We start from the raw sequence: 13,277 nt of genomic DNA on the forward strand, positions 1-13,277 counted from the left end.
GCGCGAGGCCGCCCGCTCAGGAGAGGAATGATGGCCCGGATTCCCGGAATGATCGGCGTGCCCGCAGACGGGGACGCCCCCCTCGACACGCGCCCGGCGCATGCCGTGCCGCTCGACCGCAGGACGCGGGCGCGCGCCGCGGTGGCGGGATCGGTCGGCAACCTGATCGAGTGGTACGACTTCTACGCCTATGCCTACACGGCGCTCTATTTCGCCTCGGCCTTCTTCCCGGCGGGGGACCGGACCGCACAGTTGCTCAACGTCGCGGCGATCTATGCCGCGGGCTTCCTGATCCGGCCGCTCGGCGGCTGGTTCTTCGGGCGCTATGCCGACCGTCACGGGCGGCGCGCGGCGATGATCGCGTCGGTGGTGCTGATGGGCGCGGGATCGCTGCTCGTCGGGGTATTGCCGACCTATGCGACGATCGGTGCGGCCGCCCCGGCGCTGCTGCTGGTCGCGCGGCTGATGCAGGGCTTTTCCACCGGCGGGCAATATGGCGCGGCAGCGACGTATCTGAGCGAGATCGCCGAACCGGGCAAGCGCGGCTTCTATGCCTCGTTCCAGTTCGTGACGCTGATCGGCGGGCAATTGTTCGCACTGCTGGTGGTCTTCGCGCTGCAGTCGACGATGAGCGAGACGGCGATCCGCGAATGGGGCTGGCGCCTGCCCTTCCTCCTCGGCGCGGTGCTCGCGGGGGTGTTCATCCTGTTCCGCGACGTGATGCACGAGACCGCCGAGCCCGCGAGCAAGGGCGAGGATGCGGGGTCGCTGAAGGCACTGTTCCAGCATCCGCGCGCGATGTTCGTGGTGATGGCGCTGAGCGCGGCGGGGGCGGTGACGCTCTACACCTTCACCACCTACATGCAGAAATACCTCGTCAACACCGCCGGCATGGACGTGGCGAGCGCGAGCCGGACGATGCTGATCGTCACCTTCGCCTTCCTGCTGCTCCAGCCGGTGCTTGGCACGCTTTCGGATCGCATCGGTCGGCGGACCAACCTGCTGATCTTCAGTGGCGGGATGACGCTGTTCGCGGTGCCGCTGCTCGGCGCGATCGGGCAGGCGCAGACGATGTGGAGCGCCGGGCTGCTGGTGTTCGCGGCACTGGCGATCATGAGCTTCTACACCTCGGTCTCCGGGCTGTTCAAAGCCGAGCTGTTCCCGGCGCGGGTGCGTGCGCTGGGGGTCGGCCTGGGCCATGCCATCGCCTCCGCGATTTTCGGCGGGACGGCCGAATGGGCCGCGCTGATGCTCAAGCAGATGGGGCATGAAGGGCTGTTCGCCTGGTATGTCTCGGCCGTTTGCGCGGTCGCCTTCGTCGTCGCGTGGCAGATGCGCGAGCCGCGGGCGCACGGGCATCTGCGCTGAGTTGGCGGAGCGGGAATGTGCGTCTTGGCCCGTTCCTGACGGGAGTGGGGCAGGGTAGGCATTGCGAATCATTCGCGGGAGTTGGGGCATGAAGCGGACATTGCTGGGGCTGGTCTCGATCGTCGCGCTGGCGGCGCCCGCGCTGGCGAAGGACGCGCTGCCGATGACCGAGCGGCGCACGCTGAGCTACGAGGTGTCGAGCGGCACCTTCATGTCGCTCGCGGTTTCGCCCGACGGCAAGACGATCCTGTTCGACATGCTGGGCGAGCTCTACGCGATGCCCGCGAGCGGCGGCCGCGCGGTGCCGGTCGCGCAGGGCATCGCGTTCGAGGTGCAGCCCACTTTCTCCCCCGACGGCAAATGGATCGCCTATGTCAGCGACCGGTCCGGCGGCGACAATGTCTGGATCGCGCGCGCGGACGGCAGCGAGGCGCGGCGGATCACCGACGAGGATGACGGTGCGGTGCGCACCTCGCCGGAATGGAGCGCGGACGGCAAGCATGTCTATGTCAGCCGTGTCCGCATCCGCTGGGACCGGTACGAGCTGTGGAAGCATCCGGTGGATGGCGGCCCGGGCGAGCTGGTCGCGCCGGCGAAATTGAAGCCCGATGCCCCGCGTGCGGCATGGCAGAGCACGCTCGGCGCGGCGGCGTCGAAGGACGGCAAGTGGCTCTATTTCGCGCGGCGCACGGGCGACCTTTCCTTTGACGAGCCGGTGGCTTGGACGATCATGCGGCGGAACCTTGCGACCGGCGAGGAGGAAACGGTGATCGGCAGCTCGGGCGGGCGCGAGGCGGGGGGCGAGACCTTCTTCCGCCCGGCGATCTCCCCCGACGGCAAGCTGCTCGCCTATGCGACGCGGCGGATGGCGGAAACGCGGCTGCGGGTGCGCGAGCTGGCGACGGGGGTGGACCGCGACCTGGGGCCGGCGCCGCTCGACCTGATGAACGGTGCGGCGTGGATGGACCTGATCCCGCGCTACACCTTCACGCCCGACGGCAAGGCGATCCTGATCGCGGTGAACGGCAGGATCGAGCGGCGGCCGGTCGACGGATCGGCGGCAGCGCGGATTCCGTTCACCGCCAAGCTCGATCTCGAGGTCGGGCCGGGGACGCGCATCGGCTTTCGCGAGGAGACGGGCGCGGTGCGTGCGAAGCTGCCGCAGGGAACGACGCCATCGCCCGACGGCAAGCGTGTGGCGTTCGCGGCGTTGGGCAGCGTCTATGTGCAGCCGCTCGCCGGCGGCGCGGCGGCGCGATTGCCGATCGCGGGCGATCCTCCGTCGCTGCCGGCATGGAGTCCGGACGGCAAGCGCATTGTCTATGTCACCTGGAGCGAGGGCGCGGGCGGGGCGGTGTGGAGCATCGCCGCCGACGGATCCGGCGAACCGGTGAAGGTGAGCGACGTTTCGGCCTTCTATACGCATCCGGCCTTCACGCCGGACGGCGGGACGATCCTCGCCGTGCGATCCCCGGCGGCGGCGCGGCAGCAATCGAGCTTCGAGTTCGGGACGGTCCGGCCGGGCGAGCTGGTGGCGATCCCGGCCATGGGCGGCGCGGCGCGCGTGGTGACGAGCGGGCGGCTGGGGCAGAAGCCGCATTTCGTGAACGGACAGCCGGGTATCGCTTACCTGATGAGCGATGACGGGTTGACTGCGGTCAATCTTGCTTCGGGCGCGAAGCGGCGCGTCGCGATGGTCAAGGCGCAGGGCTATTACTTCACCGATGTCCTCGCGACTGCCGACGACATGCGGATCAGCGCCGACGGCAAGTGGATCGCGGCGCAGACCAGCGAGCAGCTCTATGTCGTTCCTACGCCCGCCGATCCGAAGATCGAGATCGACCTGACCGCGCCCGGCAATCCGGGGCGGCGGGTGACCGGCATGGGCGCCGACTATTTCGACTGGCGCGCGGACGGGAGCCTGATCTGGTCGGTCGGCAATTTCGTGCAGCTGCTGCCCGACGCGAAAGCGCCGGTACCGAAAGCGCAGGTCGAGCTGGTCGCGGAACTGCCGCGCGCCAGGCCCGCGGGGAGCATTCTGCTACGCGGCGCACGCGCGCTGACGATGGCGGGCGGCGACAAGGCGATCGCCGATGCCGACATCCTGATCACCGGCGATCGCATCGCGGCGATCGGGCCGCGCGGAAGCTTTGCGATACCCGCCGGGACGCCGGTGCGCGAGCTGGGCGGCAAGACCGTCGCGCCCGGGCTGATCGACGATCACGATCATATCGGCGGGGTCCGCCGCAACGTCATCGGGTATGAGGAATGGGGGCTGCGCGCGCGGTTGGCCTATGGCGTGACGACGTCGTTCGATCCTTCGACGCTGGGGATCGACCAGGTCGCCTATCAGGACCTGATCGATGCCGGGCTGATCGTCGGGCCAAGGTTGCGCTCGACCGGGCCGGCCTTGTTCTCGAAGGAGCGGATCACCTCGCTCGACGAGGCGCGGGCGATCCTGCGGCGCTATCGGGAGGCCTGGGGGCTGCGCAACATCAAACAGTATCGCGGCGAGAGCCGGACGGTGCGGCAATGGATCGCGATGGCCGCGCGCGAGCAGGGCATCCTCCCGACCACCGAGGGCAGCCATAATCCCAAGCTGATCCTCACGCAGATGCTCGACGGCTATGCCGGGAACGAACATGCGCTGCCGATCGCGCCGCTGCAGGAGGATGTGCTCAAACTCTATGCGCTGACCCGGACCAGCTATGTCTCGACGCTGCTGATCAACACCAGCGGGCCGGCCGGGCGGCACTATTATGTCGCGAAGTACGATCCGGCGCTGGACGCGAAGGTGAAGCGCTTCTGGCCGCCCTCCGCAGTCGCGCACAAGCTGGCGCGTCGCGGCTGGGGCTCGCTCGATGCGTCGCGCATGCCGGCCCTCGCGGCGGACGTGAAGCGGCTCGCGGATGCGGGCGCGCTCGTCGGGATGGGATCGCATGGCGACGAGCCGGGGATCGGCATCCACTATGAGATGGAGGCCCACACGCTGGGCGGGATGACGCCGCTGGCGGTGCTGCGTGCGGCGACTGCGGGTGCGGCGGAGACGATCGGGCGGCTGGCCGACATGGGCACGCTGGAGGTGGGCAAATATGCCGACCTGGTGGTGTTCGACCGCGATCCGCTGGCGGATATCCGCAACACGCGATCGGTCAGCCTGGTGATGCGTGGCGGGCAGCTGTTCGACGCAGACACGCTCGACGAGCTGTGGCCAGTGGCGCGCAAGCTGCCCGCACCGTGGTTCGTGCAGGGCAAGGATGCGCAGTGGCTGCCGGTGAAATGACGCTCGATCCAGAGATCGCGGCGTTCCTGGCCGAAATGAAGGCGCGCTGGGCGCAGCATCCGTCGTTCGAGACGCTGGACTTTCCCGAACAGCGCACGGTGTGCGAGGCGGTGCGCGCGCGCTGGGCCGAGGGCGGGCCGCAGATGGCGCGGACGATCGAACGCGTGTTCGATCCGGGTGCTGGCAAGCTGCATGTGCGGGTGCATTTCCCCGAGGGGGCGAGCGAGCCTGCATCGGCTTTGGTCTATCTGCACGGCGGCGGGTTCACCCTGTTCTCGATCGACACGCATGACCGGCTGATGCGCGACTATGCCGCGGCGGGCGGGTTCGCGGTGATCGGGGTCGATTACCCGCTCTCGCCCGAGCATAAATATCCCGAGGCGCTGAACCGGATCGAGGCGCTGATGCTGTGGCTCAGCGATCATGGCGGCGAGCTGGGAGTCGATCCGTCACGCCTTGCGATGGGCGGGGATTCGGCGGGGGCGAACCTAAGCCTTGCCACCGCGCTGCGGCTGCGCGACCGGGGGGCGGGCGGGATCGTGCGCGCGGTCCTGTCCAACTACGGCTATTTCTCGACCGCGGTGTCCGATGCGGCGGAGGCGGCGTTCGGCGGGCCGGGGTCGATCATGGATCGGGCCGAGGCGGTTGCCTATTATGCCAACTATCTGACCGACTTTGACCGCGAGCGCAGCGACCCGCTCGCCTGCCCGCTGCTCGCCGATCTGGCCGGGCTGCCGCCGGTGCTGCTGGTCATCCCCGAGTGCGATCTGCTGACCGAACAGTCGCTGGCGATGGACGCGCGGCTGCGCGTCGCGGGGGTCGAGACGCAGGCGATCGTCTATCCCGGCGCGACGCACAGCTTCCTGGAGGCGATGTCGGTGGCGGCGGTGGCGCGGCGCGGGATTGCCGATGGCGCGGCGTTCGTGAAGGCGCGGCTCAGCCGCTGACCGCCCCGCTGGCGAACAGCGCGTCGATCTCGTCCGGGCTGAAGCCGCACTCTGCCAGCACCAAGCGGCTGTCCGCGCCGAGCTCGCGCGGGGCGGTGTCGGATGTGGTCTCCACGCCATCGTAGCGCACCGGCTGGGGCAGAGCGCGGAGGATACCGTCGGGATAGCCCGCGGGCACGTCGAAGAAGCCGATTTCGGTCAGATGCGGGTCGGTGAGCAGATCGCCGATGCCGCTGACCTTCGAACAGGGCACGTCGCGCACCTCGAGCGCCGCGATCCAGTCCGCAGTGGCGCGCGCGGGAAGCGCGGCGGCGACCAGCGCGTAGAGTTCGCCGATGCGGGACTGGCGCTGACGGGGATCGGCGAACCAGTCCTGCGCGATCACGTCCTCGCGGCCGATCTCGGCGAGGAAGGCGCGCCACTGGCGGTCGGTATAGGGAAGAACCGCGATCCAGCCGTCGGCGGTGCGGAACGGGCGGCGGTCGGGGGAGAGCAGGCGGGGATAGCCGACCGCCCCGTCTGTGGCGAAGGTCGCGCCCGCCAGATGCTCGTTGAGCAGGAAGGCGGCGAGCGCCTCGAACATCGGCACCTCGACCTGGATCGCGCCTTCCCGGCCGTTGGCGCGGGCAACCAGGGCGGCGAGGATGCCGTAGACCGCGTGGAGCGCGGCGACCTTGTCGGCAAGGATCGTCGGCACGAAGCGCGGATCGCCGCCGGTGGCGGTGGCGAGGCCCGCGATGCCGCTCGCGGCCTGGATGATGTCGTCGAACGCCGGGCGATCGCGATAGGGGCCGCGCTGGCCGAAGCCGATCGCGGCGCAATGGACGATGCGCGGGTTGATCGCCGCGACCGCTTCGAAGCCGAGACCGAGCCGCTCGGCGGCGTCGACGCGCATATTGTGGAACAGCACGTCGGCGGTGCCGATCAGCCGGGCGAGCGCGGCGCGGCCCTCCGGCGCCTTTAGGTCGAGCGCCAGCATCCGCTTGTTGCGATTGTTGTTGACGAACAGCGCGCCGCCGCCGGTGCCCGAAGGGTGGGCGTTGCGGGCGATGTCGCCCTCCAGCGGCTCGACCTTGATCACCTCGGCGCCCAGGTCGGCGAGGATCTGGCCCGCATAGGGGCCGAGCACCACCGCGCCCACCTCGACGACTCGAATCCCCTCCAGCAGCGGCAGCATCGTCCTTCTCCCTCCTGACCGCTCTAGGCCGATGGACTCGACGGTGCAGGGGCCAAGTCCGTGAAGAGGAAGGGGCCGGGGAGATAACTATTATCGCTATTGCTAGTGACTCGCAAAAGACAATGCGCTAAGCGCCCCCGCGAAGCGAAGGGGTGTACAAAATATGCGTAAATTCGAAGCGTTGCTGGCCGGAGTTGCGATGATCGCGATGGCGCCCGCGGCATGGGCGAATCCGGATGGCGAGCCCGGTGCCGGCAACGACGACGATGTCGTGATCCTCGGCAAGAGCAGCGGGCAGGAAGTCGGCAAGACCGTCACCCCGCTGAAGGACGTTCCCAACACCATCACCGTGATCGACGCCGCCCAGATCGAGGCGCAGAATCTGTTCACGCTGGAAGATGCGGTCACCGCGACGCCAGGGATCACCGTGACGGGCATCGGCAGCGAGGACCCGTCGTTCATGTCGCGCGGCTTCACGATCAACAATTATCTGGTCGATGGCGTCGCGACGATGGCATTCGGCTATCCGTCGGTGGTGCCGGACCTGTTCTTCTACGACCGGCTGGAGGTGCTGCGCGGCCCGGCCGGGCTGTTCAGCGGGTCCGGCAACCCGGCGGGCAGCGTCAATCTGGTGCGCAAGCGGCCGGGCGATGCGTTCAAGGCGCGCGCTTCGATCGGCTATGGCAGCTGGCAGAATATCCGCGGCGAGATCGATCTGTCGGCGCCGGTCGCCAAGGGCGTGGCACTGCGGGCCGGCGCGATGGTTCAGGACCAGGACCAGTTCTTCGATGTCGGGCATCGCAACCGCGTCGCCGCCTTCGCCACTGCAAAGGTCGAGATCGGCGACAACACGACGCTGACCTTCGGCGGCAGCTACGACCGGTTCAAGCCGGCGATCCAGTCGGGCCTGCCGGGCTATCTGGGCGGCAAGGATGGGAGCGAGGGGCGGCTGATGACCGTCGATCGCTCGACCTATCTGGGCGCCGACTGGAACCGCTTCAGGTCCGAGACCTGGACCGCATGGGCCGAACTGTCGCACAGGATCAGCGATCGCTGGACGCTGCGCGCGAGCGGCCTCTACACCGATGTCGAGCGTATCGACGTCTACAGCTATATCGGCAACCAGGCGGTGACGACCGCGGCCAACCCGCCGCTGACCGGCGCGCCGAACAACGGCGTGACCAACCACATCGCCTATCGCGGCGACAACTTCGCGACGACGAAGGCGTTCGATTTCAACGGGGTCGGCACCTTCCCGCTGTTCGGGCGCGATCAGACGCTGATCGTCGGCGCCGACTATCAGGCGCTGGATTACGACAGCTATTATACGCGCCTGTCGAACTATGCGAAGATCGACGTGTTCAACCCGCGCTCGCCGCTCGAGCCGCCGCTCAACCCCTATGGGCCGTCGTCGCTCTACCCGCTGCAGGGTTCGAATGCCGATTGCAGCGGCGTCACCGTTCCGACCGCGAATTGCCTGCGACAGACCTATGGCGCGACCAACACCAGGACCGAGCAGTACGGCATCTATGGCCAGATGCGCCTCTCTCCCGTCGAGGGGCTGACGCTCGTCGGCGGCGGGCGCCTGACCTGGTGGGATACCAACAATCAGGTGCTGCTGCCTACGCTCGGCACCGTCACCGGATCGAGCGTCGAGGGGCGTTTCACCCCCTATGCCGGCATCGTCTGGGACGTGACCGGAAACCTCAATGTCTATGCGAGCTATGCCGACAGCTTCACGCCGCAGACCGCGCCCAGCGGCCGCGTCCGTCCGGACGGCGAGCCGGTCCGCCCGATGACGGGCAAGCAGTTCGAGGCGGGGACCAAGCTGTCGCTGGCGGGGGACAGACTGCTGCTGTCGCTCGCCGGATATCAGATCGAGCAGGGCGGGCGCCTGTTCAACCACCCCGATGACGACAAGATCGTGCTGCAGATCGGCAAGGTCCGCGCGCGCGGCGTCGAGGCCGAGGTGGCGGGCGAGGTGCTGCCCGGATGGCGGGTCAATGGCGGCTACAGCTACACCAGGACCAAATATCTCGAGGACCAGAATGCGTCGCTGGAAGGGCTGCCGCTGGTGCCGATCATCCCCGAGCATATGGTCAAGTTGTTCACCAACTATGAGGCGCCCGAGGGCTTCCTCAAGGGCGCAAGCATCGGCGGCGGCGTGACCTGGTTCAGCGAGACGTACGGCGGCAACCCGGCGGTGCGCAACGCGGCCGGGACGGTGACGACGCTCTCGACGATCGTGCGCCAGGGCAGCTATGCGGTGGTCGATCTGCGCGCGGGGTACAAGGTCAACGACCGGTTCTCGCTGTCGGTCAACGTCAACAATCTGCTGGACCGGACCTATTATGCGCGCATCTCGTCCACCGGCCGCGGCAATTACTACGGCAGCCCGCGCACCGTGTTCGCGACGCTGCGGGTGAGCTACCCGTGAGCGGGCGCGGCAATGCGGCGGCGGCTTCGCCGTGGCGGAAGCGGGGGGATATGATCCTGCGCATCCTCGCCGCGTTGCCGCTCGGCTATGCGGTGGCGACGCTGTGGGCGATCGCGCTGTCGGTGACGCTGCCGATGCGCCCGGAACAGGCGACGACGGTGGGGATGCTGGTCGCCCTCGCGATCTGTGCCGTCGCGGCGATGTGGGCGTTCGCGGCGAAGAGCGGCTGGAAGGCGATGTGGGTATTGGCGGTGGCGGGCGGCGTGGCCGCGGCGCTCACCTGGATAGTGACGCGCGGGGGAGGCGTGGCATGAGCGACCTTGGGGACAAGGGTTTTCGTCAGTCGCAGGCGTTCCTGCACACCTGGTCCGGGCTGCTGCTCGGCTGGGTACTCTTCGCGGTCTTCGCCGCCGGCACGATCGCCTATTATCGCGAAGGGCTGAACCGCTGGATGCGGCCCGAACTGGCGCGGGTCGAGCAGCCCGAGAAGGTGCTGGCGGGGGCGCAGCGCTTCCTCGAGGGCAAGGCGCCGGACGCCAAGAGCTGGTTCATCACCATGCCGGGCGCGACGTCGCATGGCGCGACCGCCTTCTGGGTGCCGCAGCCCAAGGAAGGCGAGACGCGCCGCCGGCGCCGCAGCGACAATCAGGCGACGATCGGGGCCGATGGCCAGCCCGTCACGGCGCGCGAGACGCGCGGCGGCGAGTTCTTCTACCGCTTCCATTTCGACCTCTATTACATGCCGGTGATCTATGCGCGCTGGCTGGTCAGCATCGCCGCGCTGTTCATGCTGGTCGCGATCCTCTCGGGCATCGTCACGCACAAGAAGATCTTCCGCGACTTCTTCACCTTGCGGCGGGCCAAGGGCCAGCGCTCGTGGCTCGACGGACATAACGCCACCGCGGTGCTGGCGCTGCCCTTCCACCTGATGATCACCTATACCGGCCTCGTCACGCTGGCGGTGATGCTGCTGCCCTGGGCGACGGCCGTCACCTTTCCCAAAGAAGGGGCATTCTTCGAGGCGCTCTATCCCGAGGGCCCTCCCGTCGAGCGCACAGGCCGGCCGGCGCCCCTGATCGATCTGACCGCGATCGTTCGTGACGCCGAGACCCGGCTGGGCGGCAAGGCCGGCTATGTCGAGGTGGTGGAACCGGGCGACGCGGCGGCGCGGGTGACCGTGATCCGTTCGGGATCGACGATGCTGTCCTCACGCACCCCGCAGATCACCTATGACGGCGTGACCGGCAAGCCGCTGCGGCGCTCGCCCGAGACCGGTGCGGCGGTGGTGACCGCGGGCAGCATGATCGGTCTGCACGCCGGGCGCTTTTCGAGCGACTGGCTGCGCTTCCTCTATTTCCTGTGCGGGGTCGCGGGATCGGTGATGGTGGCGAGCGGGATGGTGCTTTGGACGGTGAAGCGGCGCGAGAAGCTGCCCGATCCCACCCGGCCGCACTTCGGGTTCAAACTGGTCGAGCGAACGAATGTCGCGGCGATCGCTGGCTTTCCGCTGGGCGTCGCGGTGATGTTCTGGGCCAACCGGCTGCTGCCGGTCGAGATGGCCGGGCGCGCGGCATGGGAGGTGCACTGCCTGTTCCTCGCCTGGGGCGCGGCGTTGATCCTGTCGATCGTGCGCAAGCCGCAGCATAATTGGGTGGCGTTGCTGGGGTTGACCGGCGTGCTGCTCGCGGCGCTGCCCGTCTACAACCTGTTCGGAACGCAGCGCGGGCTGATCGCCAGCCTGTCGAGCGGCGACATGATGCTGGCCGGGATCGACATCGCGCTGCTGGTGTTCGGTGCGGCTTTCCTCGCGCTCGCGCGGCGGGTGGCGCGGCACAAGCCCGCCGCGCCGCGGGTGCGCCGCCGGGCTGCACCGGCCGTGCAATCCGCCGAACCTGCCGCCGCGCAGCTGGAGCCCGCCGAATGACCGCGCTCGCCTTCATCCTCGCGACGCTGGCTTTCGCGCTGTTCGGGCTTTCGACCGACGAGCATCACCGCAAGCGGCTGGGCAGCCGGCCCGATGCAGTGACGGTGCTGCGGCTGCGGGGCGGCGCCTGGGCCGCCATCGGCGCCGCTTTCCCCTTCGCGATCGCCGCGCAGGGATGGGTGTTCGGGCCGATCCTGTGGGTCGCCCTGCTGATGCTGGGCGCGGGGCTGGTGTTCCTCGCGCTCAACCTGATCCCCGCGCCTGCGGGCCGCAAATAGAACCGGGAGACAAGACGATGAAGAAGCTGCTGATCGCCGCGCTGGCGCTGGGGACCGCGAGCCTTGCGCAGGCGCATGAGGTGTGGATCGAGCGTGGGGCCAACGGCGCGGCGCAGATCTGGCTGGGCGAGCCCGAGCTACCGCTTCCGGCCGGGGGCGATCCCGCCTTTCCCTCGCTCAAGGCGCCCAAGCTGATCGGCGCGACCGGCACGCAGACGCGCGGGCCTGGCTATATCGAGGTCGCGCTGCCCGCGGGCGACGTGCGCGCCTGGGACGACGACGTGTTCAAGCCGTGGGACGAGGACGGCAAGAAGGCTGGCGTGATCTATTATGCCCGTTCGGGCCGCAGCGAAGCGAAGGCGGTGATGCCGTTCGAGCTGGCGCCGGTGACCGCGAACGGCAACCGCTTCGTGCTGACGCGCGACGGCAAGCCGGTAGCGAAGGAAGACGTCTCGCTGGTGTCGCCGGGCCGCTGGCAGCTCGCGCTCAAGACTGACGACAAGGGAGAGGTCGTGCTGCCGGCGCTGACCGAGAAGGGTCGCTATATCCTCAAGGCGTCGGTCAAGGACGAGGGCGATTTCACGCTGCCGGCCGGCAAGGTCGCGGTGTTGAGCCGCGTGACCACCACCAGCTTCGTCAACTGACCCAAGCGCGCCGCCGTCAGCGCAATGCGGTGACGGCGGGGTCCTTCATACAGGCGTCGACGCGGGCGTCGCTCACGGGTGGCGGCGCGGCGGCGAGGGTGGGGATATCCCATGCGCGGCCGAGCGATTGCGGGGCGAAACGGCCCGAGGTTTCGCCCGCGCAGGCCTGAATCGCGCGCAGCATCCGCGGCGGGGTCCAATAGCCTTCCCAGGACAGCCGGAACGTGCCCCAGTGCATCGGCAAGGTGGTGGGGCGGCCCATGCGGTTCCACAATTTGATCGCCTCGCCCGGGCCGATATGGCTGCCGGTGCGCATCTCCCCCTCCTGGAAGCGGAACGCGCCGATCGGCAGGATCGCGAGGCGGATCGGGCCATAGGACGCGGCCTGATCGGCCCATTTGTAATCGCCCGCACCGGTGTCGCCGGCGAAGAACAGGTTTCCGCCGGGCAGGGTGACGACGAAGCTGGACCAGAGCGCGCGGTTGCGGTCGGTGAACCAGCGGCTGCCCCAGTGATGGTTGCGGTTGACGATCACCTCGACGCCGGGCCGCAGCGCAGCGCGCTCGCCCCAGTCCAGCCCGCGCGCCTCGATCCCGGCGGAGCGCAGGATCGTGTCGTTGCCGAGGCTGGTGATGATCGCGGGCTTGTCGCGTGCCCACAGCCGCTTGAGCGTGGGCAGGTCGAGATGATCGTAGTGATTGTGGCTGACGAGCACCAGGTCGATCTTCGGTAGCTTGTCGAAATCGATCGCGGGCGCGGTCGTGCGACGGGGGCCGGCAAGACCGAAGGGGCCGGCGACCTCACTCCATATCGGATCGGTCAGGATATTGAGGCCATTGGCCTGGATCAGCACCGTGGCATGGCCGACCCATGTGGCGCGCATCCCGCCGCCATCGACGCGGGCGGGGGGCATCTCCTTGTGCACCGCGACGCGATCGGGCCATTCGGGGCGACCGTCGGCGCCGGTCGCCTGGCGCCACAGGAAGCCCGCGCGCCCGCCGCGGCGGTTGCCGGGGACGCGCACCGTGTCCTCGCCATCGGGATTGAAGAACCGCTCGCCGTCATAATGGCCGCTGTCGGGACCATGATAATAGATGCGGTCGAGATAGCGCGGGACGATCGTCACCGCGAGGCAGGCGGTAACCACGGACCAGAGCAGGAGGATCGAGGTCCAGCGCAGGACCGGGCGGACGAAGGACATCGCGATCCTAGATGCGGA

Annotated in this window: 10 protein-coding genes; 8 read left to right on the forward strand and 2 right to left on the reverse strand. The window is 68.7% G+C overall.

All coding sequences use genetic code 11. The features are described from left to right. Positions 1-30: 30 nt before the first annotated feature. The 3 genes from BDW16_RS16425 to BDW16_RS16435 all read left to right on the forward strand — a co-directional run bounded on the left by BDW16_RS16425 (position 31) and on the right by BDW16_RS16435 (position 5,598). Positions 31-1,368: an MFS transporter gene (locus BDW16_RS16425; protein ID WP_083954255.1), complete on the forward strand. Its 1,338-nt coding sequence runs from the start codon at positions 31-33 to the stop codon at positions 1,366-1,368. A gap of 88 nt (positions 1,369-1,456) precedes the next feature. Continuing rightward, the gene (locus tag BDW16_RS16430; protein ID WP_066576950.1) at positions 1,457-4,651 is read left to right on the forward strand and encodes an amidohydrolase family protein; all 3,195 of its coding nucleotides are present in this window, start codon (positions 1,457-1,459) and stop codon (positions 4,649-4,651) included. Beyond that, positions 4,648-5,598, forward strand: coding sequence for an alpha/beta hydrolase fold domain-containing protein (locus BDW16_RS16435; RefSeq protein WP_066576948.1), 951 nt, complete (start codon positions 4,648-4,650; stop codon positions 5,596-5,598). Before BDW16_RS16430 ends, BDW16_RS16435 begins: the two co-directional genes overlap by 4 nt. Here BDW16_RS16435 and BDW16_RS16440 read toward each other — a convergent pair. Beyond that, complete coding sequence (locus BDW16_RS16440) at positions 5,588-6,775, reverse strand: CaiB/BaiF CoA transferase family protein (protein ID WP_066576947.1); 1,188 nt, start codon at positions 6,773-6,775, stop codon at positions 5,588-5,590. The two genes, BDW16_RS16435 and BDW16_RS16440, sit on opposite strands and share 11 nt — an antisense overlap. Before the next feature lie 163 nt (positions 6,776-6,938). Between BDW16_RS16440 and BDW16_RS16445 the strand changes: the two genes are divergently transcribed. Genes BDW16_RS16445 through BDW16_RS16465 form a run of 5 tightly spaced genes read left to right on the forward strand, consistent with a single transcriptional unit; the run spans position 6,939 to position 12,058 of the window. After that, positions 6,939-9,212 (forward strand): TonB-dependent siderophore receptor, encoded by a 2,274-nt coding sequence (locus BDW16_RS16445; RefSeq protein ID WP_066576944.1) that lies wholly within the window; start codon positions 6,939-6,941, stop codon positions 9,210-9,212. A gap of 50 nt (positions 9,213-9,262) precedes the next feature. Further along, positions 9,263-9,526 (forward strand): hypothetical protein, encoded by a 264-nt coding sequence (locus BDW16_RS16450; RefSeq protein WP_066576942.1) that lies wholly within the window; start codon positions 9,263-9,265, stop codon positions 9,524-9,526. After that, positions 9,523-11,136: a PepSY-associated TM helix domain-containing protein gene (locus tag BDW16_RS16455; protein WP_066576941.1), complete on the forward strand. Its 1,614-nt coding sequence runs from the start codon at positions 9,523-9,525 to the stop codon at positions 11,134-11,136. The genes BDW16_RS16450 and BDW16_RS16455 overlap by 4 nt, the downstream gene beginning before the upstream one ends. After that, complete coding sequence (locus BDW16_RS16460; protein WP_066576937.1) at positions 11,133-11,414, forward strand: DUF3325 domain-containing protein; 282 nt, start codon at positions 11,133-11,135, stop codon at positions 11,412-11,414. Before BDW16_RS16455 ends, BDW16_RS16460 begins: the two co-directional genes overlap by 4 nt. A 17-nt stretch (positions 11,415-11,431) precedes the next feature. Next, complete coding sequence (locus tag BDW16_RS16465) at positions 11,432-12,058, forward strand: nickel uptake transporter family protein (RefSeq protein WP_066576934.1); 627 nt, start codon at positions 11,432-11,434, stop codon at positions 12,056-12,058. A 16-nt stretch (positions 12,059-12,074) separates the two neighbouring features. Here the strand turns inward: BDW16_RS16465 and BDW16_RS16470 are convergent, their stop codons facing one another. Then, complete coding sequence (locus tag BDW16_RS16470; RefSeq protein ID WP_066576932.1) at positions 12,075-13,259, reverse strand: MBL fold metallo-hydrolase; 1,185 nt, start codon at positions 13,257-13,259, stop codon at positions 12,075-12,077. Between the last annotated feature and the right edge of the window lie 18 nt (positions 13,260-13,277).

It is taken from the genome of Sphingomonas koreensis (assembly GCF_002797435.1).
In the GTDB taxonomy this organism is placed as follows: Bacteria; Pseudomonadota; Alphaproteobacteria; order Sphingomonadales; family Sphingomonadaceae; genus Sphingomonas; species Sphingomonas koreensis.